Genomic DNA, 24,717 nt, shown 5'->3' with positions numbered 1-24,717 from the left:
CTGTCCATAGTTCAAGGCTTCGTCGTCGTACTCGTCGTCAGTAGTCAAGATCGTTCAGATAGCGTTCGACGTATGGATGGTATTTGTCGAAGGGAGGGTGAAACACTTCGAATGCGCTGTGTTGGTCGTCGCTGCTGATATCTGAATTATTAGATTCGATATGGCATCGGTACGCGGTCACCACGTAGTGTTTCGAATCGACGCCGTTGATCTCGGACGCATCGTAGAAGTGTTCGTATGTTCCGAGACACTCGTCAATGACGACTTGTTCTCCAATTTCCTCGTCGGCGACGCGATGGACTGCATCGGTACGCGTCTCATTTTTCAGTACAGTTCCTCCGGGCACGAACCATTCTCCTTTGGCGGGCTCGTTTTTCCGCTTTCCAAGGAGCACACCGCCATCGTGTTCGACGACGAGATCGACAGAGACTATGGGGACGTTCTTCACGATTGCTTGCCACTCCATCGGAGGGATTGGTTTCTCTGTGTCAGCCATGATCAGTTGAGGTAGTAGTTAACTGTTCGTTCGAGACCCTCTTCGAACGTGTACTCCGGTTTCCAACCGAGTGCTTCAATCTTCTCGGTTTCGAGTGCGTACCGCTGGTCGTGGCCAGCGCGGTCGTCCACAAATGTGATCAGGTCGTCGTCTGCATCGACGGCGTCCAGAATCGCTTCTGTGACTTCGAGGTTCGTTTTCTCGGCGTAACTCCCGATGTTGTAGACATCGCCGACATCACCCTCTCGGAGAATAATATCAAGTGCTCGGCAGTTATCCTCAACGTAAATCCACTCACGGACGTTCAATCCATCGCCGTATACAGGCAGCTCCTCACCACTGTCGGCGTTCTGGATGAATTTTGGGATGAGTTTCTCGGGATGTTGACGCGGGCCGAAGTTGTTGCAGGTACGCGTGATGAGGACGGGAAGATCATGGGTCGTCTGGAAGCTCTGTGCGAGGAGGTCCGCACCGGCCTTCGTTGCAGCGTACGGGTTTCGAGGATTGAGCGAGTCGTTTTCGGAAAACTTGCCGTCGAGAATCTGGCCATACACTTCATCCGTCGAAATCTGGAGGAAGCGATCGATATCTGCCTCGTTAGCTGCGTCGAGGAGTGTCTGCGTCCCCTGAACATTCGTCGTCACGAAGGGTTTCGAACCTTCAATTGACCGGTCAACATGGGACTCTGCCGCGAAGTTGACGATTGCATCGATATCGTCGACGAGATCAGTGACAAGATCGTGGTCGCGGATGTCTCCTTCGACAAACTCGTGGCGTGGATCGTCGAGTACGCCATCGAGATTGTCCTTCGAGCCTGCGTACGTCAGCGCGTCTAGCGTGATCACTTCATCATCCTCGTGTTCGTCGAGGACGTGGTGGACGAAGTTCGAGCCGATGAACCCAGCACCACCAGTGACGAGTATTCGCATGTATAGCCCATGTTCGCAGCACCTATTTACATTACTGTCGGAACACTACAGTATGCGACTCCTCGTCGTCGGTGCAAATGGACTCCTAGGCAGTAACGTCGTACTGGCAGGTCAGCAACGCGGGTGGGACGTCTGTGGAACCTATCACTCGACACAGCCAGCGTTCGATATCCCGCTCACGCAGTTCGACCTCGGTGAACACGACACATTTGACGAGACCCTCGCTGAACATGACCCGGACGTGGTCATCAACTGTGCTGCAATGACGGATGTTGATGGGTGTGAAACAAATCCTGAACAGGCATACGTACTCAACGGTAATGCACCAGGCGAGCTGGCCACAGACTGTGACGCCAATGGCGTCGACTTTATCCACGTGTCAACGGACTACGTATTCGACGGGACACAGCGTACACCGTACAGTGAGTCGGCGGATCCTGACCCAGCCCAAGTATACGGGCAGTCGAAGTTAGTGGGCGAGCAGGCAGTCCATGGTGAAGTGCCAGAGACACTTATCGCTCGCCTTTCGTTCGTCTGGGGTATCCACCGGAGTCGTGGTGACCTTACTGGATTCCCAGCATGGATTCGTAATCGTCACCAGTCGGACGAGACCGTTCCGCTGTTCACTGACCAGTGGGTGACGCCGACACGTGCCGGTCAGGCCGCCGAAACACTGCTCGATCTGATTGGGCAGGACGCCACTGGGCTCTTCCACGTTGCATGTTCGTCGTGTGTCTCCCCCTACGAGTTTGGGGAGATGATCGCCGAGTACGTCAACGCTGGTGAAGATCTGCTCAGCGAAGGGTCGATAGAAGATGTCGAACGAGACGCCACACGACCAACGTACAGCTGTCTTAATGTTGAACATGTAGAGTCGACGCTGGGGCGGTCCCAGCCGACGATACGCGAGGATGTTGAAGCAGTCCGGGACGCATTCCGCTAGATCTGGTAGCGCTCTCGGTACTCGAGGAAGTGCTCACGTGCGTTTTCGGAAAGCTCCTCGAAGCGGAGCACTTCCTGACAGCGGAGTCCCGGACACTTCATCACGCGATTGTCCTCGAGTTCGTTCGCCGCGACGACGGTATCACAGACCGGACAGGTGTGAGTGATGATACGCATCGTTAGAGTTTGAGCTGAGAGTTTTCACCGATGACGAGACGACGCCCCTCCGGGAGGAGTTCCGCCGCACTCTCGACGTTCGCCTTGCGCCCGAGGAGACTATCGACGATCCGACCGTCGGCGGTGATATCGGAGTCGCCGATGACGACACTGTTTTCGATGTGGATGTCTTCCAGGGTGGAGTTTGCCCCGATCGAGGTGTACGGCCCGACGTACGTTCCGTCTTTGATCGTCGTGTTCTCGGCGATTGAGACGGGTCCACGGACGACCGCATCCGCTTCGATGATCGCGGAGTCCGCAAGTTCGATCTGGCCGTCAGTCTCTGCGCCGTCCTCAATAGTACCTGATATATTCAGTTCCTTGTCTTTCAACACGAGACGGTTCGCTTCGAGGATGTCCTCGGGCTTGCCGGTATCTTTCCACCAGCCCGTCACGACGTGCGAGTCGATCTCGTACCCGTCGTCGAGGAGGCGCTGGATGGCGTCCGTAATCTCGAGTTCACCGCGCCAGGACGGTTCGAGTTCCGTGATAGCGTCGAATATCGCCGGCGAGAAGACGTACATCCCAATCAACGCGAGATCCGTTGGCGGTTCGTCGGGCTTCTCGATGAGTTTTGTGACGTTGCCTTGGTCGTCGATGTCGGTGATCCCGAACGCCTGCGGGTCGTCGACTTCTTGCAGCGCGATCCCGGCACCGTAGTCACCCGCCTCAAAGCTTTCGACGAGATCGGTGACGCCCGATTTGAGGATGTTGTCCCCGAGATACATCACGAAGTCGTCGTCGCCGACGAAGTCACGCGCGCAGCCCGCAGCGTGTGCGAGGCCGAGGGGGTTTCCTTGGACAATGTACGTGATCTCAACGCCATAGTCGGAGCCGTCGCCTAGCAGTTTCTGGATTTCGTTACGGCCTTTGTTCCCGAGGATAACGCCGATCTCGGTGATACCTGCGCCCCGGAGGTCTTCGACCGCGTACTCGAGAACGGGTTTGTTTGCTACTGGTACAAGTTGCTTCGGCCCTGTATGGGTGATCGGGCGCAGGCGTGAGCCCGTGCCACCTGAGAGAAGGACGCCTTTCATTGGTCACTCGCTGGGTTTTTCGTCCCAGTCCAAAGGTATTTTGTCTGTATCATATGGGAGCCGTTCTTCGTCAGGGTTTTCGTAGTCGTAGAGCTTTGATGGGAAGTTAATGAGGAATGCCGGTTCGTCACCGATAGCCTTGAATCCATGCCAACACTCACCCGGAATCCGGATGACTTTCTGGTTGTGCTCACCGATAACGAAGGTATCGAGCTCGCCCTGCGATGGCGAGTCCTCGCGGTCGTCGTAGACGCCGACCTTAATCCGTCCTTTCGGGCAGACGAAATGATCTATCTGGCCGTGGTGGTGTTTGTGCCACGCGCGTGTGACGCCGGGATAAGTCATCGAGTAGTAGGACATTTGTGGGGATGGATCGTACTCATCCCAGTCTTCCCGGTATACCTCAACCAGATGACCACGTTCATCTGTGTTTGTTTGTAGGTCGCGAAGGGTTACACCGCTTATCATCACTAAAGGTTTGCTCCGGCATACATATTCCTTTTTTGGTCGATATACTATCTCTGCACTATCTAGTTGAGGGACTGAGAGGTGAACTAGCTGTAGCGAGTGGTGTTCATAGCACTTGCAGACCCGCTCAGAGAAGCGTTGGAAACAGACAGTCCAGACATTAGTAGAACGAGTGCACCCCGACACACATTCGGCTATTTGGGGTTCGTCCCTCACACGGCAGGGCCGTCGATCAGGTAGACGATCGCTATCTTAGAATTACTGGGTGTCGATCGTATTCACGGCGCGGTCTTGAATTAGGTGTATGCAAGATGCGAATTGAGTACGTTCATTCGTCTGGTGGGCAGTCAATTCAGCGCGAGACGGTGGTTGCGACGGTTTCGATACCATTACAACCACAAAGACCGAATCAAGCGCTTAACGGGTGAACGGCAGAAGAGGAGGTGATGAACTATATACAGCGACTTCATCGCTTGTCTTAATCCCAATACTTCGTCGTTGATGCTGTCCTAGAGTCTGTCTGTATTGGAATCAACTCAATTTAATTATCAATTCTTTATCTAGCTCATTTATTCCCAAACTATATATTATGCTGTAGAATATTATCGTTCCGATAATAGCGCCAACTATCATTGAGACAAATAATGGTAGAATACTTCGAATAATAATAAGAGATACTACCGTCGCTAAAAACGAAACCACCGGTTTATAATATTCTCTTGAGTATGGGTGGACCCCCTCTAACACCCATATTTCTACAACACGTATCATATTAACAAGTCCAAGAACTGCTGCTGTAGCAATTGCTGCACCAACAAAACCAACTCTTGGGATTAGAATTATATTAAATGACAAGTTAAGAATTGCTAATATGACCTGGTTAGCTAAGGTAACATATTGATTCCCACTCATTGCAAGTAAGTATCCGCTTGGTCCTGCGGAAGCATTCAGTACCTGACCAATAACAAACAGAAGAAGTACTGTTTTACCAATTATAAAATCCTGGCCGAACAATCCAAGGATATCACTACGGAATACTATTAGCCCGGCACCCATCCACAATGATAGTGTGAATGCCCAACGAGTGACTGCTCTATAGACATTCTCCAGTTCATCAAGATCTCCTTGCTGATAAAGATCAGAAGAAACAGCGGGAAATAATTGATTCACCGCCGTAAGCGGAAGAGTTAATATATCACTTAATACTGCAGCGATATTATACACGCCAACAACTTCACTAGTTAGATAGTACCCAATAAGAAGAATATCAACACGCTTCGTAAGGAGAGATCCAATCTCTGTGAATGTCAATGGAAGTGATATGTTGAGGAACTTTTTTATTGAGGCTTTGTCCGATGTAGTTGATAAAGAAACCCCGGAATGACTCCCCAGAATGAAGACCGCTACTAAGAAACTTAATACTCCTGAAAACATCCATAAATAAACTACATCTAATAATGAACCAGAGATCATAAAAGCAACTCCTACAGCTAAAAGGCGGGAGCTAGGAACAATAATATGTTGAATTTTTGCCTGTAGCATGGGTTTCTTGAGACTGCGCGAAAAGTCAATAAATAAATTTGTAATCATATGGAATGGTAAATAAGCTGAGAATATTCTTATACAGGCAGTCCCAAAATCATGATTTATTGATATTTCATTGATGGCTGGAGCGGAAGTGTATAATAAAACTGATATTGATATACTTGAAAAAATATTTATGGCCAGTGACACAGTGAAAATCCAGTCCCGGTCCTTTTTCGATCTATACATGGGGATGAAACGAAGGATCGATTTATGTGTGCCGAGATTGCCTATTCGATAAGAAAAATTGATTATGGTTTTCACAAATGAAAACACTCCATACAAAGATGCACCCAAAAGACTAGTTAGGAGGAGATTAATTATAAAATATGTAAGTTTTGATAGTACCTTCCCAATTGTATACACTCCTACTCCTTCAAGTATTGTTGCCAAATAGCTATTTCTATTATCACTCATTATTGGTTAACAGACTTATTATCTGTATCCAAGGTTTGTTAAACGTGATTCGATGTCCGCAGTAACTTCGTTAGTTTGTTTTCTCGCCACATCAGCATCTTGAAGTTTGGTAGCATGTTCGAGAATCTGTTTGTCTGGATGTCCATCACGAAAAGAATACGTGCCATCTATTTTTACAAGAGCAGATCTGTTTTCCCATTGGATATGTTTTCTAATTCCATCACCATTTTGCTCATAGATTGCGTATGCCCAACCTTTATAAGTTGATGCGTTTGGTGCGTGTGTTTCTAGCCTGTCAATCATACCATCAGACCGAGTCTGATAGCTAGGCATCGCTGAAATTATTGGTGATTCATCTAGTAGCCTATCAACCATCCCAATATCGTCTCCGGGATATTTAATTAATTTATATAAGTCAGTCAATGATACTGGCTTGTGTACGTGTCTTTCCTCATTTTGGTGTGGGTATTTAATAACAAGTGGAACGTGAAGTAAACTCTCATGAATACCGATACTATGGTGAACTAGGTTAAGCTCGGGTTTGACTCGGCTTTGATCGTTGAATGCCTCCCCATGATCGGAAGTCACGATAATAAGGGTATCATCATACTTTCCCTCCTTTTTAAGATGATTTATTATTCTTCCAATTGAGCTGTCTATCTGACTTATGCTGGCATCATAGAGGGGAGTTAGTGCTTCAAATTTCCAGGAGGATTCTTCCTTAGAAATAAAATCCCATGGCGGATTTATCTTGTCTTGAATCTTCCAGTGGTATCTTTCAGACCAATTATCAAATTTTCTTTTTGGGAAAAACGGTGTATGTGCATCCATGAAGTTTATGCAAGCGGCCCACGGTTCCGATTGGTCCTTAACCCATTTAGTAAATTCAGATGCAAAGATACTCGCTGGCCGATCATTATAGTGCGGTTCAATAAGAAGTGGGGAAATTTCATCTGCTTTCATCACTAATCCGTTACCTATCGAAGATAGTGGCCGAATCTCTCTTATAGAATCATATAGGAAATCTATCCATCTCTCGTCACCTTTATTTGTGTATTTCCTTGGATTAAGTCCCCGCCTAAACGGCAAGTCGTAGTCTTTTCCGAAGAACTTCTTATCGAACCCTTCTCCAAGACCGATATCTCTATCGGAAAAAAATGGGTTTGGCGTAAAAAGCGCAGTCTCAAAGCCATCCTTCGTAAGATATTCCCACGCGGAATGGCCCGTTTTGAGTGTATCTTCACCCGATACAACTTGATGTTGTGGGACATCGTAACCAGTAAATATGGATGTATGAGATGTCGCACTATCCACTCCAGGAGCTTTAGCCTCTTGATAGGTAGTTGCTCCATTAGCGAATTGTTTAAGATAAGGAGTTGTCTCTCTCTTATATCCGTGTAATGAGGTATTCTTCGCTCGTACACTGTCCATCACAATTAACAATATGTTCGTCATGTTTTATTCAAGACGGATATAGCCTTTTGTTCGCACATACATTCTGAAATATGTACGCTATCTCAGTACCTTCTGATAAGTGTACTTCACAGTATCATAAGTATCCTAGGTTTTCCAACTGTTCTTCAACCGGCCTATTATTTATCTGAATATTGTTTTTTGGTGTTATCGTTTTATTATCTTTTCCAGTTGTTGTTACCCAGGGGACCTTCTTCAATTTCGGATGGGGTACTCCTTCTGGATGACCAAATTCACCAAGCTCTCCCAATAACTCACCATGATCCGCACTTATAACTACTTTTTCAGCATCGATATTTTGGAGTAAGACTCCAACATTGTCGAGGACATACCTAAGATTATCGAGATATCTATCCCACAATTCGGAACGAGTGATCACACCGCTCCGGCATGAGTCGTATGGGTACTTATTAATATCGCTTAGTGTACCATCCTTTACAGCATTATGAATATACGGACGATGGGGTTGAAAATAGTGAATAATCAACCGTTCCAGATTCTGTTCTCTTCCTGCTATTACACCTCTTTCAGTCATGTGTTCCGCGGGTGGAGGGGAAAAACTATCCTCAAACTCATGTGAATGGCCAAAACACCATTCTGTAGAGCCAAAGTCTTGCCTCTCAACCGTATTCCATGATGCAATATCAAACAGAGTGGTATAGTCATGTGGAGGGTGGTTCCTATCGTCGAAAACGCGGCTTGCAAATGGGTTGGATGTAATAAGTCCAGTACCACGAATATCTTTTAAATATTCTTTTCTGAAAGTATTGGCCATCCATTCATGAGAAGAACTACCGACTGACCAGATCTCGTCAGTACCGTTTAACCAACTGTATTCATTTTCAATCGACTTAAGCGCATCAACTCGACACGCATCAAGGATAACTAACACGTCCCATTCATGCTCATATATATTTGTTCCTACTGGCCACCTACTTGTGGCCCCAAACCAAAAGGAATTGAACACTTCCCTGATAAGTTCTTTCGTCTCTTTCATTTCGAAAAATTTATCCGTTGAGTTGCATACACGCTAATACCATGCTGTCCATTTTCAATCATACACATGATTGGACATCCAAATAGAAAATGCTGACGATCGCATTAAAATGTCACTCCATCCGTTCTAGTGTGGACAATCCAGCTGCTATCTGTTGATTAGATACCATTCCAGCTACTTGATCTAGGAACCCGATGGGAGTTATGGAAGTGATCCGCGAAAGGTTGACCCCAATGGAAGCGTATTGTTCTTGATGAATGCGATATAGTTTGGATAATTGAGATGACTGCCGTGTTGAATAGCGGACTCTGGGCGAGTGGTGATTGATCCCCGTTCTGAGACAATGCAGCTTACCAACTGACAGGCCAACTCAGACCTGGTATGTCCAGCAAACCACGTTATTCAACAGAGCAGATGCGACATGTGTCGGAACCAAACTCGATAAAGCGATCGTAGACGCACAGTCGCAGACGAGAGCCATCTCGTTCGGCGGCCCTGTTACATCAACTGCTCTTGTGAAGTAGATTGTTGATAGCGAGAGCTGCTGGTGCTGAAAGTCGAAGATGGCAAGGGCACCGCGCTAGCGGTGCCCGATATGTTCCCAAAAGCCGGTTCGTGTTGGAATCGGCTGCAGCGGAATGCTGGAACAGGTTCGTTGGCGTGATGGCTTCGAGTGCCCCGCTACCGTTCTGATCTGACGGTAAGAAACGGCAGCTATCGGGTGTATCAGCGGTATTTGTGTAAGAATTGCGGCGGACGTTCAACGACAAGATCGGCACGATCTTCGCTCACCTCTAAGCTCTTGCTGACAGAGTGGTACTTCATGATATACGTGTTCTCACGGTTTAACACGAGTATTCGGCAGATGAGGCAGAACTCGATTGTTCCTACAAAACAGTGAGACGTCGCATCAAGCGCTTCGTCAGAGCGCTCGACGCGCCTTCGATCAGCCTGTCTGGACCGGTCGAAATCGACGAAGTGTATGTCTTTGCTGGCTTCAAAGGTGCAAGCGCGATCCTGGTCGCGCTTGCGTGGCCTGTCCACGCGTGGACGGGAATCGTACAGCGGCGACAAACCGCCGGTGTTCACGCTGGTCGATTGTGGTTCGGATGATCGGTACGTCGTGCCAGAGAAATCCGCCGATGAATCGACTATTCGACTCCTGCTGACGAATCCTGAACAGGAGTCTCTGACTGTCTACACAGACGGACTTCGGGCCAACAAACCGCTAGAGGACGACAACGAATTCACCCGCAAATTCGTCGTCCATGCGACGGTGAATACGCTGATGGCGACATTCACGTCAACACTTGCGAGAGCCACACGTCGTTGGCGCGACGGTGGCTCTCGCCCACCGAGGAATCTCCAAAGACAAGTTAAAGCCGCATCTGTGGGCGTTTCAGCTCTGCTGCAAACTCTACAGAAAACCGGAGACGGAGCACTCAAACAGGCTCTCGGTGTCGTTTCTGAAAATCAACAATGTGTCTCACAAGAACGTATCCCGAATTTTACCTACCGGATCGATAGTTATAATCGGACAGCAACGGGATTGCACTTCGGGGGCCACTCAATGCTCGACCGAATCAGCGAACTTTCGAGGGAGACCGTCCGGGGGGAACCGACGATCGCGGAGCTCGGTGCCGGGCCGCTCGAATCGCTCCTCAGGGACGAGGAAACCACACAGTACGTCCTGGCAAGCACCAGCGCGATCGAACACACGGTCGACGGGCAAACGACGAGCATCGAGCCCGACGACAGCCACGGTGCGTACGTGGTCGTGACGGACCACCGGCTGTACGCGCTGCTGGGCGACGAGCCGACGACGGCGATGGTGACCCTCGCCCTGGGTGGGGTCACACAGTCGACGTTCGACGACGGGCTGCTACGGACGACACTGACCGTCCGGACTCCGGCGGAGTCCGTCGTCTTCCACCCGATCGACGCCGAGCAGGCCGCGGCCGCCGAGGCGTACGTCGACCGCGTCGGCTCGTGCTGGTCCGAGCTGTCGACGGCACTCGACGACGCACGGGCCGGGCTCGACGCGCTGCGCGAGGCGATCGAGGCGTCGGAAACCGTCGACCGGCACCGACAGCACGCACGCGCCCGGCTCTCGAAGGCCTACCACTGTGCGACCCAGGAGGACGACGCGCCGACGGCGGCGATGCGGGCACAGATCGAGCCCGTCGAAGACGAACTGGACCGGCTCTGTGCAGTGGCGACGGCCGACGAGGTCGAGACGCGACTCGAAGCGGCTCGCAGCGCCCACGAGGACGGCGACTACGAGACCGCCTTCGAGACACTGGTCGCGGCCGGCGAGTCACTCGACGGGGCCAGCGAGATCGACGACGCCATCGAGGACCGCTTCGAAGCGCTCCGTGAGACGCACGACGAACTCGCGGCGACGGTTCTGGAGCGCGCAGAGCAGCGCTGTCAGGACGCGCTCGATGCGGCGACGGCCCCGGAGCGGGTCGAGGCCTGGGAAGACGCGCTCGATCGCTACAGGGCCATCGCCGCCGTCGGGTGGACGGCCGCCGGGGGCGTGACCGAGGAGATGGTTCGGTTCCAGCTGGTCTGGGTGGTCGATCGCTGCGTCGATGCGCTCTCGACGGCGGCCGCCGAACTGGCGGCTCAGGGCGACGAACGGGGCGAGGGACACGCGGACGCCGCCGACTACTACGAGCGAGCGCTCGAACGCCTCCGCCGGGCCGAACAGCTCTCGGACGCACACCCGGAGGCCGGCGACAGCTTCGCGGACAGGATCGACGCGCTCGAAACGAAGGCCGAACGCGCCCAGTGGCAGTGGGGCGGCGAGGACTGACCGGACGGTATCAGTAACTCACGACCGGATCGCGCTCCCAAAACTCGCTGCTCTTCTCCAGTTTCGGCACCCAGGTCTCGTCCTCGCGAGCCAGTAGCGTCACGTGAGACTCTTCGACTTCCTTCATGGTGTCGTGCTCGGGGAGGAACCCGCCGACCTCCTCGGTGAACGCCCGCACCTCGTCGTGGCTGGGCATCGACTCTCGGTCGAGTCGCCCGCGGGAGTGGCCGACGTGCATGTACGCCTTCATCTCGACGTAGTCCGCGTCGGCGCGCTGGCACATCGCGGCGTACCAGGCGGGGTGGTGCATGTTGTGGCCCTTGACGAGCGTCGTCCGGATCACGGTGCGGGTGTCGTCTTTGTCGGCCAGCACGTCGAGGGTGTCGATCAGCGAGTCCCAGGCGCTGTCCTCGACGGCCTTGACGGTGTCGTCGAAGGTCTTGCGGTCCGGCGCGTCGACGGAGACGTACAGTTGCGTGGGGTCACAGCGGTCGAGCACGTCGGGGTTGGTCCCGTTGGAGACCAGGAAGGTGGTGATGTCCCGGTCGTGGAACTCCTCGATGAGTTCGGGCAGGTAGGGGTACAGCGACGGCTCGCCGTCCAGCGAGATGGCGACGTGACGGGGCTCCATCGCCTCCTCGAAGCGCTCCCGAGGGACCTTCTCGTTGCCGCCGAACCCGGAGAGCAGTCTCTTCTGGAGTTCCAGCGAGGCGTCGGCGACCGCCGACGGATCGTCCCACTGCACGTCGCCCAGTTCGTAGGCGTGGCCCGCGTGGTCGCGCCAGCAGAAGACACACCGCTCGTTGCACTTGACGACGGGGGTCATCTGGATGCAGCGGTGGGACTCGATGCCGTAGAAGATGTACTTGTAACACTTCCCCTCGCCACGCAGGGCGTTGGCGGTCCAGCCACACGTCTGGGCGGCCGTGTGGTTCTCGCTGTGGTAGTCCGGGTCGTCGACCTGTTTTGGCCCGTCCGATTCGCTCATTGTAGAGCCGATAGACCGGGAGCCTGAAACATCCTTCCGTCCACAGCCGTTCGAGGCGGCGTCACCGACGCGTTTTCCACTCTCCCGGCCGAAGGCGAGCTATGACAACCCAGCCCTGTGACGGCTGTGGCGTCGAAGTGACCATCGCCGGTGGCATCGCCAACATCTGGACCCAGGAGCACACCCCGACCGGCGGGATCACGCTGGAACTCGTCGACGACACCGAGCACTTCCTCTGTTTCGACTGTATCGACCGGCTCCCCGACGAGGACGTGACCGCCGACGACGTGGCGGCGCTGTAGCCCCGGCAGTATCAGGCCTCGGGACCGCTCGACGAGCCAAGCGTCACGCCGCGGCCGGACTCGGGCGAGTACAGGACGAACAGACGGTACGTCGGTGTGACACCGACGACGACGCTGTCACCGGCGACGACCGTCTCGTCGTCACCGCTGGTCTCGCCGTTCCACAGTCCGGACTCGCTCTGGTCGGCGCTGTCGCGCTCGGCGAAGCCGTCGCCCCGGAGTTCGAGCCGCGTGGCTGGGACGCTGTCGCCGCCGTTGTGGGTGACGGTGACCGTCCCCGCGTCGGCGTCGTAGTCGAAGTCCAGCGCGACCTGCGGTGCCGCGTCGGGCGACGAGGAGAGTTCGAACGGCCCCAACTCGCCGGTCGGAACGTCGGCCGTCGCCGAGACGACCCGGCCATCACTCGCGGTCGCTGGCGCGGTCTCACCGAAGGGGCCCGACGCGGCGGCCCAAGAGGCCACGGCGTCTTCGTCCGTCGCGTCCGCGCTCTCGAAGACCGTCGCGGCGGTGACGGCCGTCGTCTCGCTGTCCACTCGCCAGCGAGCGCCCTGAGCGACGCCGCCGTCGCCGTCGAGTGCCGTCGACCCGATCCGGCCGGTGCGGACGTGGCCGGTCCCGAGCGCGTCGAGCAGCGTCGCACAGTCGTCGCTCACGTCCTGGTAGCGGTCGCCCTCGCCGGTCACCGCGTCCAGGGCCGCTCCGGCGACGCTGTCGGCGGTCACGGAGAGGTCGCCACCGCGGAGGTCGACGAGCAACACGTCGCTCTCGCCGACGGCGACCAGGCGCTCGTCGTCGGGCGTGTAGCGGTCGAAGCCGTGAGTGGCCCCGATCTCCTCGAAGCCCGCTTCAGTCAGTTCCGCGACGAGGGGATCGCGGTCGAACGGACCGTCGTAGACTGCGACGCCCTGCCCGAACTGGTAGAGGCCGTCGAGCGAGCCGATCGTGTCGAAGCCGCTCAGCCCGATGTCGGACTGGAGGTTGCTGACTCGCGCCTCGGGCAGCGCGTCGGCGTATTCGAGCATCGCCGACGGGTGCAGCGTGACGAATGGGTAGTTGTCTCGTTCCAGCGCCGACGGCGGGAACAGCCACTCCGTGGCCGACGAGTCCCCGTCGAGGACCGGCTCGGGGGTCGGGGTGTCGGTCGCCGTGTCCGTCGCCGGTTCGTCGTCGCCAGAGAGGGCCGAACAGCCGGCGAGCCCGGCCGTCACGCTCAGCGGGACCGCGCGGAGGAGGGCGCGGCGTGTCTGATCCATACTGTGGGCCATCGTCGCAGGAGGCAAGTACTTGTTCGTCTCGACGGCGCTGCGCTGACCGGCAGTTTTACGAGCGACGCACGGTTGCCATCCCTCGTGGATCCCGCCCGTATCTTCGACGAGTTTCCGGCCCCGGAATACCGGGGGAACCAGGAGGAGGCGCTGGCCGACATCCGTGACGCCTTCGCGGCCGGCAACGACGTGGTGCTGGTGCGCGCGCCGACCGGGAGCGGCAAGTCCCTGCTCGCGCGTGCCATCGCCGGCTGTGCCCGGACAGCGGGAGAGGCCGGGGCCGAGGAGGTCATCGACGCCTACTACACGACGCCGCAGGTCTCACAGCTAGACGACGTGGCCGAGGACCCGCTGCTCTCGGATCTCGAAGTGATCCGCGGGAAGAACAACTACGACTGCATCCTGCCGGGCGAGACCGACACGCCGGTCGATCAGGCACCCTGTGCCCGCGAGCGGAAGTTCGACTGTCAGGTGAAACACCGCTGTCCGTACTTCTCCGACCGCGCGATCGCCTCGAACCGGCCGGTCGCGGCGATGACGCTTGCCTACTTCATGCAGACGGCCGGTTCGGACGTGTTCGGCCCGCGCGACGTGGTCGTGATCGACGAGGCCCACGGGCTGGGCGACTGGGCGGAGATGTACGCGACGATCGAACTCGGTCCCGAGACGGTGCCGGTCTGGGAGGACACCAGGCCCCAGGCGGTCGACGATCTGGAAGACGCCGCGGGCTACGCCCAGCGACTCGCCGACGTGGGCGAGCGCCGGGTGCAGGAACTGCGCCAGCAAGAGGAGCTGACCGCCGAGGAAGTCGCAGAGCGCGACCGACTGAACAAACTCCGGCAGGACCTCTCGTGGTTCGTCGAGGACTACCGCGATCCTGAGAGCGTGACGACGTGGGTCGTCGACCAGCCAGACGGCGAGGGCGGGAGCGTGACGATCAAACCGCTGGACCCGGAGAAGTACCTCAAACACACGGTCTGGGGTCGGGGCCACCGCCACGCCCTGCTGTCGGCGACGATCCTCAACAAGGAGGCGTTCTGTGCCAACGTCGGGCTCGATCCGGACAACGTCGCGCTCGTGGACGTGGGCCACACCTTCCCCGTCGAGCACCGGCCGCTGTACGACGTGACCCAGGGGAAGATGACCTACGAACACCGCGAGGAGACGCTGCCGAAGATCGCCCGTATCGTCGTGCGGGCGATGCAACACCACCCCGACGAGAAGGGGCTGGTCCACTGTCACTCCTACGCGATCGCAGAGCAACTGGACGAACTACTGGTCGACTTCGGCGTCGGATCGCGCCTGCGGAGCCACGACAGCGAGGACCGCGACGGGCAACTCACCGCCTGGAAGCGCAGCGACGACCCGGACGTGTTCCTCTCGGTGAAGATGGAAGAGGCGCTGGACCTGGAGGGCGATCTCTGTCGCTGGCAGGTGATCTGCAAGGCACCGTACCCCAACACCCGCGACTCGCGGGTCGCCCAGCGCCTGGAGGACGGCCAGTGGGGGTGGTACTACCGCACGGCGCTTCGGACGGTCATTCAGGCCTGTGGCCGCGTCGTCCGTGCCCCGGACGACCACGGCGCGACCTATCTCGCGGACTCGTCGCTGCTGGACCTGTTCGAACGGGCCCGCGTCGACATGCCCGACTGGTTCGCCGATCAGGTCGATCGGATGGCCCCGCCGGAGCTGCCCGCGTTCGACCCCGCGAGCGCGCTCGGTGGCGGCGGCTCCGGTGGTTCGACCGACGACGGAGCCGGTAGCGGGCGGTCCCGTTCGCGGTCCCGGCGACGCTCCAGTAAGAGCCCGATGGCCGACGTGTGGGACACGGAGTGAGACGGACGGTCGTCGATCCTACTGAGAGTCCGCCTCCGGCGGGTACTGCAGGTCAGTCCAGTAGACGGTGCCCTCGTAGCGAGCCAGCCACGTCCCGCCGTGTTCGGTGGTGTCGATACCCGCCCGATCGCGGAAGCGATCGGCCAGTGACCGAAACGCGTCGGGCACCTCGCCGCCGTCGGGGAAGTAGCTCCCGTCTATCGCCTCGGCGACGATCTCGCGCTCGGCCTCGGAGAGCCCCGAGAGGGTAAACAGGTACTGCTCGCGCAGTTGCGCGCCCAGGTCGGTGGCGCTCTCGGCGACCCGCTCGGCACTGTACTCGTAGGTCTCAATCGTCACCTCGCCGCCGTCGGCCACCCTGACGCGGTACGTCGCCCCGTCGTGAGAGATCCCCTCGTAGGCGGGATCGGACGCCAGGACGCTCTCGGAAACGTCGTCGTACCGGTGTGTGCGACCGACGTCGAACCCGTCGTTGTCCGGATGGTCCGCCATCGGCGGGATCAACTCGCCCAGCGCCGTCTTGTCGGCGTCGGGGAGGTCCTCGTAGGCGATCACCGACGACGGCGTCGTGGCCGGATCGTAGTCGATATCGATCGTGTATCGGGTCTCCGTACGGCTGTCGACGACCTCGTGAGCGATCCGGTAGTACGCGCCCTCGTGTTCGACCGGACGATCGCGTTCGTAGGGCGGATACCGGCCCTCTCGTGTCGGTTTCTCACCGGCGATGGCGGCGTCGATCAGTGCCGTTCGTTCGGGCGGTAGCCCCTCCGTCTCACCGGCGTATCGCTCGGCGATGGCGCTGTCGCTCGTCAGTTCGCTCATCGAGAGCGAACCGTCGTAGGGGTGGCCACAGCCTGCGAGGGGGAGGGCGACGGCGGTCGCTGCGGTCGCGAGGAATGTTCGGCGGCGCATACGTCGGAGAACTGTAGGGGATGGTGAATAGTTTGTGATACGCCAGCGACAGTCGGCGCGGCGACCGAACGGCCGGCCCGATCAGAACATCGAGAGTGCGTAGGCGGCCGACGAGCCCACCATGAGCAAGACGAGGACGATCGCGAGGAGTTGCTGTCGATCCATACCCACGCGTTGCCAGTGAGGACGGATAGGCGTTTCGAGGTGCTACGGCGTCGTCTCGCCCGGCGTCGACAGTTCCGCCCAGTACACCCGACCGTCGTACCGGACCAGCCAGTGGCCGGTGCCGGCCGTCGAACGGACCGGCTCGTGTGCGCCGAGCCGTTCGGTCAGCGATCGGAACGCCCGGCTCGGGCTGTCGGGGTAGTAGCCCTCTGCGGCGGCTTCCAGGACGATCTCTCGTTCGGCCTCTGGGAGTCCGCTGAGCGTGAACAGGTACCGCTCGCGCAGCTGACGGCCCAACGCCGCCGGGCTGTCGGCGATCCGCTCGGCGCTGTACTGGTATCGGTCGACTTCGATCTCCCGGCTCCCGCCGACGCCGACCCGGTAGGCCGTGCCGTCGTAGGAGACCGCCTCGTACTCCGGCTCCGGGACGAGGACGCTCGCGGTGTCGTCGAGGTACGTGTCGGCAACGTCTACGTCGAAACCCCTGCCGGTCGGAGAGTCTGCCGGCGGCGGCAAGAGCCGAGAGAGGGCACGCCTGTCGACGGCCGGGAGGTCGGCGTACGCGACGACCGACGACGGCTCCGCGACGGGATCGTAGTCGATCCGGAGATCGTACTGGGTGCCAGCGCGGCGCTCAACGACTTCGTACCCGATGTCGTAGTACGCGCCGTCGTCTTCGAACGGCCGGTCGGCGTCGAACGGGGGACCGGTGTCTGCTCTGGCTGGCGTCTCGCCGTCGATGGCGTCTCTGACGAGGGCACGCGAGTCCGGCGGAAGGGCATCGAGGTCCTCGGCGTGACGGCGGGCGATCGCGGCGTCCGTCGCCATCGCCGTCATCGTCAGCGAGCCGTAGTCCGGGCGCATACAACCGGCCAGCGGGAGGGCGAGGGTCGTCGTGGTCGCGAGGAACGAGCGACGGCGCATACGTGTCCGATCCGAGACCAGCGACGAATAGGTTCCGGAGACGGACGGGCGGCAGTCACCGCTGGGAGCCGTTCGCGACCCCGAGCGGACGCCGACACAATCACTCGATCCGGGCGTCGACGACGACGTGTGCGACGCCCTCGCTGTAGCTTTTGACCCGGCGAGTGTCGAGGATCTCGACGCCCCGGCCCGCGTCGGCGGCCGCGGCCTCGATCCGCTCGATCGGTCGCTCGAAGACCAGTCCGTCGGGCGTCGCCTCGTGCATGTGGACGACCCCGCCGGGAGCCAGCGCCGGCAGTGCGGCGTCGAGATACTCGTGGGCCTCGTAGTAGCCCATCACGATCCGGTCGACCGGGTCGGCGGCGAGGTCCGGAGTCACGTCCCGGCAGTCGGCCCGGTAGGGCTGGACCCGGTCGGCGACCTCGTTGAGCTGGACGTTCTCGATCAGGTACCGGAAGGAAACGGGGTTGCGCTCGACGGCAGTGACCGTCGCCCCGGCGCGGGCCATCGGGAGCGTGAAGTAGCCGATGCCGGCGAACATGTCGAGCACCCGCTCGCGTTCGCCGGTCGCGTGTCGCGCTGCTCCCGCTCCCGTTTCCGAGGGCTCGCTGCGCTCGCGGGCCTCGCGGACGACCGCGCCCATGTGGCTCCGCTCGGCCTTGTTGCCCGGCGAGAACATCACCTCGGCGAGGTCCAGCGCGTAGGCGGTCCCGTGCTCGCGGTGGACGGTCTCGGTGTCGCCGGTGCCGGCGATGACCTCGACCGCGGGCTCGCGGTGTTCGCCGGTGATCGGCCCCCGCGAGAGGACGGTGTCGGCCTCGCCGTGGAGCTGTAAGAGTGCCGCGCCGACCTCCTCGGGTCGTGGCGCGTCGCCGACATCCACGAGGACGACGCTGCCGACGACGGCCCAGGAAGCGGGTGCCAGGTCGATCTCCGCGTCGGTCCACCCTCGTTCACGGAGGTAGTCGTCCAGATCGCGGAGCCTCGGCTCGCCGACCTGACGGACCACGTCTCGAACGGCGAGGTCGGCGGGGACGCTGGTCACCGGGACGGCGACGCTGTCGTCGTCCCACGGCTGGACCGTCCGGTCGTCGTCGTAGGCGTCCAGTTCTCGGAGCCGGTCGATGACCGTCTGGGTGCGGTCGCGGGCGACGACGACGGCCAGTCGATCGTCTGCGCTCATCGTGGGACGACAGGCGGTCGGGACGGAAACCCGTTTCGTGTCGACCGTTCGGCCGTCAGGCGGGGCCGAAACCGTACACGGCCCCGTCCTGTTCGAGGAAGAGGCCGTCACCGGCGACGAGGGGCTGGCCGAGCGGGTAGAGATCACGCGGCAAGAGACCGTCCGGCGAGAGTGACCACAGTTCCTCACCGCTGGCCAGGTCGTAAGCGAAGCAGTCGGCGACGTGGGCGGCGTAGACGACGCCGTCGGCGAGGACCGGCACGTGGACCGTCGTGTCGTTGCTGTCGGTGGGTACGACCCACTGGCGATCGCCGGCCGCGTCAAGGACGTCGACGCGGTTCATCGGTTCGACATCGGGAAGCCCGCCGAGGACGACGTGGTTCGAATCGGCCGTGAGCGTGACCTGTGTCGGTGGTTCGTGCGTCCAGGCCGTCTCGCCGGTCGCCGCGTCGAGCGCGAAGACGGTCGCATCCCGCGTCCACGTCGTCGCGTAGACGCGCTCGTCCGCCCCGGCAGCTGCGACGAAGCTCGCCTCCGACCACAGGTCCTCGCGTGCCCACTGCTGGCTGCCGTCAGTCAGTGAGAGGCCGTAGATCCCCACTTCAGTGGCGACCACGACCAGCTGCCCGGCGACGCCACACAGCGAGTGGGGCCTGTCGAGGTGCCGCCGCCACCGCGCCTCGTCGGCACCGGGTCGCCCCGCGACGACCGCGTCCTCTGTCACGTAGACGAACAGGTCCTCCAGGAGGACGAATCGGTCCTGTTCCGGCGACGATTCGGGATACGGCGTCACACTGGCCGTTCCCGGATCCCGTTCGATCCAACCGTCGGGCAGAAAGAGGTGGTCCGGCCCCACGGCGAGCCAGTCGTCGTCCGAGTCGACTGCCGCGCGCCAGCGTTCCGTCCCGCGGCTCGCGTCGAGGGCAACGACGGTGCGACTGCTGGCTGCGAACACCGTGTCGTCTGCGATAGCCATCGGTTCGAGGTGGCTGTCGCCGTCCGAGAACCGCCACCGCGACTCGATGGCTCCGCCTGGTCCGGCCCCTGCGGCGGCGTACGCGCGGCCCGGCCCGCCACCGGGCTGATTCCACGTCTCGTCGACGGTGATCGGTTCGTCACTCGTCGGCGCGAGCGGACTGGAGAGCTGGCCCACGCAGCCGGTGGTGCCACCGAGAAGCGTCAGGCCGGTCGCGGCGAGGAACTGGCGGCGTTGCATCCGTGCGAACGGGGCCAGCGTCTGCCGGTAAGTATCTTCTGTCTGGACGACAACAGCAGGCGGGGACGCGTCCCGAACTCTCTCGTCAGCTCTCGTCGGGCACGACGTGCAGCCCCTCACGGTGTTTGAGGACCGCCACCTCGTCGGCGTCGGTGTCGAGGTAGTCGGGCCGGGGGATCGTCTTGGCCTCGTATGTCTCGGGGTCGAGTACCTGAACCGCACGCTCGTCCTCGACGGCGACGAGAGTGGTCCGTTCGGCGTCGGCGTCGCTCCCCAGGCGACGGGCGTCGGGGGCGTTTTCGTCCTCGAAGGACGCTTCGAAGGGGTCGCCCGTCGCGAGGCGCGTCCCTTTGAGGTTGCCCTGCACCGAGCGGACCAACACCGGACCGTCGCCGTCCGCCGGATCGATCACCTCGCCGGGGCGATAGCGCGGCAGCCGGATCGCGTACGTGACCCGATACACCTCGTTGCCGTCCGAATCCTCGGTGACCAGCGTCTCGTTGTCGGTGAACGTCCCGCCCAGCTCGGTCGTGATCTGGCGGGCGACTTTCATCCCGATCTTGTTGGTCGAGACCTTGATGTTGACCCCCTCCTCGGGCTCGGAGATTTCGGTGACGAAGGCGTCCCGGTCGCCCGTCGCCTCCATCTCGTCGACGACCTCGTGGGCGATCTCCTTGGCGCGGTCGGCCTCGTCGTCGGTCGGCGTGCGCTCGTCGGCCCGCACCTGCACCGTCGAGGCGTACGAACCGCCCGCGATCTTGCCACAGCGCGTGCAGGTCTGGCGGCTGATCTTGACCGGGACGACCACGTCCTCGGTGACCGGCGTCTCCCGGATGACTCCGGAGAACTCCGCGTGCATCCGGATCGTGTTCTTGTCGACCTGTTCGGGCGCGACCTGCCAGGCGACCGACTGGGCGTCGACGTGGACGCCCAGGGCCTCGCTGACCTCGTCGACGGCGATGTCGGTGTAGTCCTCGGCACCCACGTCGACCCAGCGGTTGCCCCGGTGGACGGCACCACACTGGGCACAGACCCGGACCTCGATGCGGTCCGGCGCGTCGACGAGATCGAACTCCTCGAAGTAGCAGCCGTCACAGAGCACGCTGTCGGGGTCGTGCTGGCCCGCGACGCTCGGGCGCTCGCGCTCGTGGTCCGGTATCTCGTCGCCACAGCGCGGGCAGAAGGCTCCGGATCGACTCATTGGGACGCCGTTGGTGGCTGTCGCGGTTAAGTCGTGCGTTCCGGAGTCGGGACCGAATCCTCAGGCGTTCAGTACCCAGAACCGGTAGTTCAACAGCGCGGCGAACAGGACCCAGACGAGATAGGGGACCAGCAGCGCCGCCGCCCGGCGGTCGACGCGATCGAAGGCCCACATCGTCGGGACGATCAGGACCGCCAGCGCGACGATCACCCCGAGCGCGGCCAGCGGTCGCTGGAGCGCGAAAAAGACCGGCGTCCAGGCGACGTTGAACGCGAACTGGAGGACAAACAGCCCCAGTGCGACCCGGACGCGACGCTCGTCCAGCCCCACGCGGGCGACCAGGAAGACGGCGACGCCCAGCAGCGTAAAGAGCACCGTCCAGACGACGCCGAAGGCCCAGCCCGGCGGATAGATCGCGGGCTCGACCAGCCCCTCGAACCACGCCGACTCCGGACCACCGAGCACGGCCGGGACGCCGCCGACGACGTTGACGAGGACGACGGACGCCAGTGCCCAGCGGAGATCGCGACGATCGAACCGATCGGGAGCAGCGTCGGTGAACGACATACAGATAACACAGCCAACAGAAACAAAGCAGTTGTGGTCGAATCGGCTCCGTCGGTACCGTTGCGTGCCAGAAACCGGGAGACGGCGCTGAGAACCACTCGCACTCCGTCGAACAACCCTTTTACTCGTCACCCTCGTAGCACGGGTATGGAGTGGCAAACAGACTGGGGTCTCCGCGCTCGCATGATCCTGACGATGTTCCTGCTGTTCGCGCTGTACATCGTCTTCGTCGCGGTGATGACTCAGACTCGCTTCTTCGGTATCGCGATCCTGGGGATGGGCGTGTTCCTGCTGGGACAGTTCTTCTTCAGCGACAAACTGGCGCTGTACTCGATGGGTGCCCGCGAGGTCGAACCCGACGAGTACCCGGAGCTCCATCGCTCGATCGAGCGCCTCTCCCAGCAGGCCGACCTCCCGAAGCCGACGGTCGCCGTCGCCGACTCTCGGGTCCCCAACGCCTTCGCGACCGGCCGCTCGAAGAAGAGTTCGGCCGTCTGCGTGACGACAGGTATCATGGAGACGCTGGATCAGGAGGAACTGGAGGGGGTCCTGGCCCACGAGCTGGCCCACATCAAGAACCGCGACGTGATGGTGATGACCATCGCCTCGTTCCTCTCGACGATCGCCTTCCTCGTCGTCCGGTGGGGCTGGCTGTTCTCGGGCGGGCGGGACCGCGGGGGCAACGGCGGCGCGCCGGTGCTGGTCGCGATCCTCGTCTCGCTCGTGGTGTGGATCGTCTCGTTCCTCCTCATCCGAGCGCTGAGCCGCTACCGGGAGTACGCCGCCGATCGCGGCGGCGCGTCGATCACCGGCAACCCCTCGGCGCTCGCGACGGCGCTGATGAAGATCGACGGCCGAATGGACAAGGTCCCCAAAGAGGACATGCGCGATCAGGCCGAGATGAACGCCTTCTTCATCATCCCGATCAAGTCCGGCTTCGTCGGGAAGCTGTTCAGCACGCACCCCTCGACGGAACAGCGAATCGATCGACTACAGGACCTGGAGCGGGAGCTGGAACAGCGGTAACTATCACCTTCACGTAACTGTCGATTTCTCGTAATTAGGAATCAGACAGAGTACACACCGAAATCCGAGAGCGCCGAGCAGGTTCGTCTTCGGGACCGCTTCGAAGTTCTCGGTCTGCGAAAAGAGAACGGCGCGTTCTCGAAGCGCGACGCCGGACTCCGAACGCAATTCTCCCCAGCATACTGTGTATAGCCCACTTGCGCTTCGATATACCACAGTTGAGGCGAGCGAAGAGCTACTGACGCGTTACTGTTTGGAGACAGCCAGAAACACAGAACCATACGCGAGCTGTTTCGTCTCTGTGCCGACCGTCGCGGTGTGACGTGGCGGGGGCGTCCGTGTCGACGGTACGGACCGTCCTCCCGTGACGAACGCGGGCGGGACGGAACCGGTGACGGTCCCCATCGCCACCATTATTGGCGTCGGCGTCCTTCGATGGACGATGAGTGATTCGCTTAGCCACGGTGTCCTGACACACGACATCGAGTCAGTGTCGGCCGACGAGGTCTCGGCGGACGTACTCCGGTCGGGACTCGAACACGAGACGAACCTCGTTCGCACCCACGCCGTGCGGGTCGCCGCCGCCGTCGCGGACGACGACCCCGCGACAGCGGTCGAACACGCCCCGCAGTTGATCGCCAACCTCGAACACGAGCGGACGAACGTGAAGCTCCACAGCGCGCTGGCGCTGGCCTCGCTCGTCGGCGAAGCGCCCGAGGCCGTCGAGGACGCGGTCGGACCGATCGTCGACCTGCTCGATCAGGACCCGCCGATTCTGCAGCTGGCGGCCGTCCAGTTCGTGCGCGAGTCGATCACGACGATGCCACACGCCTACCGTCCCCACCTCCAGCAACTGGTCGATCGAACGATCGAGGATCCGGAAGTAGACTTCACCGACGGACGGGCCGGTGAAGCGCCGGATCCCCAGCGCGAGGAGTTCTACCAGATGGTCTCGGAAGACGAGACCAAACGCCAGTGGGCGACGCGAGTCGTCACGGCCAACATGGTCGCCGAGCTGGCGTCGATCGAGCCGGAAGCGGTCGCCGACCACATTCCGACGCTGGTCGCCGTACTCGACAGCGAGAGCGACGCCGTGGGGGTGTTGACGACGGTCGCGAACATCGTCGCGTCCGTCGCCGAACACGATCCGACGCTCGTCGACGGTGCCGTCGATCCCCTCGTCGAACTACTGGCTCACCAGGACACGCCAACGGTCAGTACGGCAGTCGCCGCACTGGGCTTTCTCGCACCGCCGGCCGCGATCGAGCCGCTTCGTGACGTTGCTGAGGACGAGCAGCGTGACGAGGACCTGCGCGAACTGGCCAGCGAGACGGCGACCTTCATCGAGGCACAGGCCGACGCCTAGTACTCTTCTCTCTCGCGGCGAGTACACGTGTAGAACACGAGGAAGGCAGTCCCACCAGACACCGTCAGCAGGCCGACGTTGACGATCGAGAGGGTGTACGACGCCGTTCCCGGCTGCCCGACCACCAGTCCGAAGATCGCGAGCAAGAGCAAGAAGATGTGGACCATGACGGCGAGCCAGATGTACGACCGGTACGCGCACATGGTCCGCCAGAAGGCCTCGAAACGCGCCATGGACGTGTACTACCGGTGAGTGGACAAGAGTCTTGCTCTGTCCACTGGCGTCAGCTCAGGGTGTCGAAGAAAAACGAACGGGCGGGCCGCTGCTACTGTCAGCCGTCACCGTCTCACGACCGTGGCGGCGACGTTCCCGACGGACCGTGGGCAGGA

At 59.9% G+C, this 24,717-nt stretch carries 23 protein-coding genes and 2 pseudogenes; 8 read left to right on the top strand and 17 right to left on the bottom strand.

The features are described 5' to 3' along the window. Positions 1-37: 37 nt before the first annotated feature. Together HMUK_RS16660 and rfbB are read right to left on the bottom strand one after the other, a co-directional pair. Positions 38-496 carry an NUDIX domain-containing protein gene (locus tag HMUK_RS16660; RefSeq protein WP_079979646.1) on the bottom strand — a complete coding sequence of 153 codons (459 nt, stop codon included), beginning with the start codon at positions 494-496 and terminating at the stop codon, positions 38-40. A gap of 2 nt (positions 497-498) precedes the next feature. After that, on the bottom strand, positions 499-1,425 hold the full coding sequence (gene rfbB / locus HMUK_RS05785; RefSeq protein WP_015762187.1) for a dTDP-glucose 4,6-dehydratase: 927 nt from the start codon (positions 1,423-1,425) through the stop codon (positions 499-501). A 52-nt stretch (positions 1,426-1,477) separates the two neighbouring features. Here rfbB and rfbD point away from each other — a divergent pair, with 52 nt between their 5' ends. Beyond that, positions 1,478-2,368 (top strand): dTDP-4-dehydrorhamnose reductase, encoded by an 891-nt coding sequence (gene rfbD / locus HMUK_RS05780; RefSeq protein WP_015762186.1) that lies wholly within the window; start codon positions 1,478-1,480, stop codon positions 2,366-2,368. On the opposite strand, the gene HMUK_RS05775 is transcribed toward rfbD, so the two are convergent. Genes HMUK_RS05775 through HMUK_RS05765 form a run of 3 tightly spaced genes read right to left on the bottom strand, consistent with a single transcriptional unit; the run spans position 2,365 to position 4,088 of the window. After that, the gene (locus HMUK_RS05775) at positions 2,365-2,544 is read right to left on the bottom strand and encodes a hypothetical protein (RefSeq protein ID WP_015762185.1); all 180 of its coding nucleotides are present in this window, start codon (positions 2,542-2,544) and stop codon (positions 2,365-2,367) included. The genes rfbD and HMUK_RS05775 overlap by 4 nt on opposite strands. 2 nt (positions 2,545-2,546) lie before the next feature. Further along, positions 2,547-3,620 (bottom strand): glucose-1-phosphate thymidylyltransferase, encoded by a 1,074-nt coding sequence (locus HMUK_RS05770; RefSeq protein WP_015762184.1) that lies wholly within the window; start codon positions 3,618-3,620, stop codon positions 2,547-2,549. A 3-nt stretch (positions 3,621-3,623) separates the two neighbouring features. Then, complete coding sequence (locus HMUK_RS05765; RefSeq protein WP_015762183.1) at positions 3,624-4,088, bottom strand: dTDP-4-dehydrorhamnose 3,5-epimerase family protein; 465 nt, start codon at positions 4,086-4,088, stop codon at positions 3,624-3,626. A 345-nt stretch (positions 4,089-4,433) separates the two neighbouring features. On the opposite strand from HMUK_RS05765, the pseudogene HMUK_RS18130 reads away from it, so the two are divergent. Next, positions 4,434-4,516: pseudogene (locus HMUK_RS18130) on the top strand (IS6 family transposase); the annotation flags it as partial. A 103-nt stretch (positions 4,517-4,619) separates the two neighbouring features. Here the strand turns inward: HMUK_RS18130 and HMUK_RS16655 are convergent. From HMUK_RS16655 to HMUK_RS17105, 3 genes are all read right to left on the bottom strand, one after another. After that, a complete protein-coding gene (locus HMUK_RS16655) occupies positions 4,620-6,089 on the bottom strand; it encodes a flippase (RefSeq protein ID WP_015762182.1) in 1,470 nt (489 codons plus the stop codon). A gap of 18 nt (positions 6,090-6,107) precedes the next feature. Continuing rightward, on the bottom strand, positions 6,108-7,544 hold the full coding sequence (locus HMUK_RS16650; RefSeq protein ID WP_015762181.1) for a sulfatase-like hydrolase/transferase: 1,437 nt from the start codon (positions 7,542-7,544) through the stop codon (positions 6,108-6,110). A 94-nt stretch (positions 7,545-7,638) separates the two neighbouring features. Further along, the gene (locus HMUK_RS17105; RefSeq protein WP_015762180.1) at positions 7,639-8,559 is read right to left on the bottom strand and encodes an alkaline phosphatase family protein; all 921 of its coding nucleotides are present in this window, start codon (positions 8,557-8,559) and stop codon (positions 7,639-7,641) included. Between the two features lie 615 nt (positions 8,560-9,174). Here HMUK_RS17105 and HMUK_RS16645 point away from each other — a divergent pair. After that, positions 9,175-9,998: pseudogene (locus tag HMUK_RS16645) on the top strand (IS1595 family transposase); the annotation flags it as partial. Positions 9,999-10,129: 131 nt separating this feature from the next. Further along, a complete protein-coding gene (locus HMUK_RS05760) occupies positions 10,130-11,377 on the top strand; it encodes a coiled-coil domain-containing protein (protein WP_015762179.1) in 1,248 nt (415 codons plus the stop codon). Positions 11,378-11,387: 10 nt separating this feature from the next. Here HMUK_RS05760 and twy1 read toward each other — a convergent pair whose 3' ends face one another. Beyond that, the gene (gene twy1 / locus HMUK_RS05755) at positions 11,388-12,365 is read right to left on the bottom strand and encodes a 4-demethylwyosine synthase TYW1 (protein ID WP_015762178.1); all 978 of its coding nucleotides are present in this window, start codon (positions 12,363-12,365) and stop codon (positions 11,388-11,390) included. Positions 12,366-12,466: 101 nt separating this feature from the next. Here twy1 and HMUK_RS05750 point away from each other — a divergent pair, with 101 nt between their 5' ends. Continuing rightward, positions 12,467-12,667: a DUF7561 family protein gene (locus HMUK_RS05750; RefSeq protein WP_015762177.1), complete on the top strand. Its 201-nt coding sequence runs from the start codon at positions 12,467-12,469 to the stop codon at positions 12,665-12,667. A gap of 11 nt (positions 12,668-12,678) precedes the next feature. Here the strand turns inward: HMUK_RS05750 and HMUK_RS05745 are convergent, their stop codons facing one another. Then, positions 12,679-13,920 (bottom strand): type IV pilin N-terminal domain-containing protein, encoded by a 1,242-nt coding sequence (locus HMUK_RS05745; protein ID WP_126967108.1) that lies wholly within the window; start codon positions 13,918-13,920, stop codon positions 12,679-12,681. A gap of 96 nt (positions 13,921-14,016) precedes the next feature. Between HMUK_RS05745 and HMUK_RS05740 the strand changes: the two genes are divergently transcribed. Then, a complete protein-coding gene (locus HMUK_RS05740; RefSeq protein ID WP_015762175.1) occupies positions 14,017-15,768 on the top strand; it encodes a helicase C-terminal domain-containing protein in 1,752 nt (583 codons plus the stop codon). 18 nt (positions 15,769-15,786) lie between these two features. Here HMUK_RS05740 and HMUK_RS05735 read toward each other — a convergent pair whose 3' ends face one another. From HMUK_RS05735 to HMUK_RS05710, 6 genes are all read right to left on the bottom strand, one after another. Further along, the gene (locus HMUK_RS05735; RefSeq protein WP_015762174.1) at positions 15,787-16,680 is read right to left on the bottom strand and encodes a hypothetical protein; all 894 of its coding nucleotides are present in this window, start codon (positions 16,678-16,680) and stop codon (positions 15,787-15,789) included. A gap of 207 nt (positions 16,681-16,887) precedes the next feature. Beyond that, positions 16,888-17,769: a hypothetical protein gene (locus tag HMUK_RS05730; RefSeq protein WP_015762173.1), complete on the bottom strand. Its 882-nt coding sequence runs from the start codon at positions 17,767-17,769 to the stop codon at positions 16,888-16,890. A 100-nt stretch (positions 17,770-17,869) separates the two neighbouring features. After that, the gene (locus HMUK_RS05725; RefSeq protein ID WP_015762172.1) at positions 17,870-18,952 is read right to left on the bottom strand and encodes a class I SAM-dependent methyltransferase; all 1,083 of its coding nucleotides are present in this window, start codon (positions 18,950-18,952) and stop codon (positions 17,870-17,872) included. 55 nt (positions 18,953-19,007) lie between these two features. Continuing rightward, positions 19,008-20,168, bottom strand: coding sequence for an outer membrane protein assembly factor BamB family protein (locus tag HMUK_RS05720; RefSeq protein WP_015762171.1), 1,161 nt, complete (start codon positions 20,166-20,168; stop codon positions 19,008-19,010). An 85-nt stretch (positions 20,169-20,253) separates the two neighbouring features. After that, complete coding sequence (locus tag HMUK_RS05715; RefSeq protein WP_015762170.1) at positions 20,254-21,369, bottom strand: 60S ribosomal export protein NMD3; 1,116 nt, start codon at positions 21,367-21,369, stop codon at positions 20,254-20,256. Positions 21,370-21,429: 60 nt separating this feature from the next. Continuing rightward, on the bottom strand, positions 21,430-21,936 hold the full coding sequence (locus tag HMUK_RS05710; protein WP_015762169.1) for a TspO/MBR family protein: 507 nt from the start codon (positions 21,934-21,936) through the stop codon (positions 21,430-21,432). Between the two features lie 147 nt (positions 21,937-22,083). On the opposite strand from HMUK_RS05710, the gene htpX reads away from it, so the two are divergent. Together htpX and HMUK_RS05700 are read left to right on the top strand one after the other, a co-directional pair. Continuing rightward, entirely contained in the window at positions 22,084-22,962 is an 879-nt protein-coding gene (htpX, locus tag HMUK_RS05705) for a zinc metalloprotease HtpX (RefSeq protein ID WP_015762168.1), read from the top strand. A gap of 442 nt (positions 22,963-23,404) precedes the next feature. After that, positions 23,405-24,328, top strand: a complete 924-nt coding sequence (locus HMUK_RS05700; protein ID WP_126967109.1) for a HEAT repeat domain-containing protein — start codon at positions 23,405-23,407, stop codon at positions 24,326-24,328. Here HMUK_RS05700 and HMUK_RS05695 read toward each other — a convergent pair. After that, positions 24,325-24,561, bottom strand: a complete 237-nt coding sequence (locus HMUK_RS05695) for a hypothetical protein (protein ID WP_015762166.1) — start codon at positions 24,559-24,561, stop codon at positions 24,325-24,327. The two genes, HMUK_RS05700 and HMUK_RS05695, sit on opposite strands and share 4 nt — an antisense overlap. Positions 24,562-24,717 lie beyond the last annotated feature (156 nt).

The organism is Halomicrobium mukohataei DSM 12286, assembly GCF_000023965.1.
GTDB lineage: Archaea > Halobacteriota > Halobacteria > Halobacteriales > Haloarculaceae > Halomicrobium > Halomicrobium mukohataei.
This window is presented reverse-complemented; position numbering and strand designations above follow the sequence as displayed.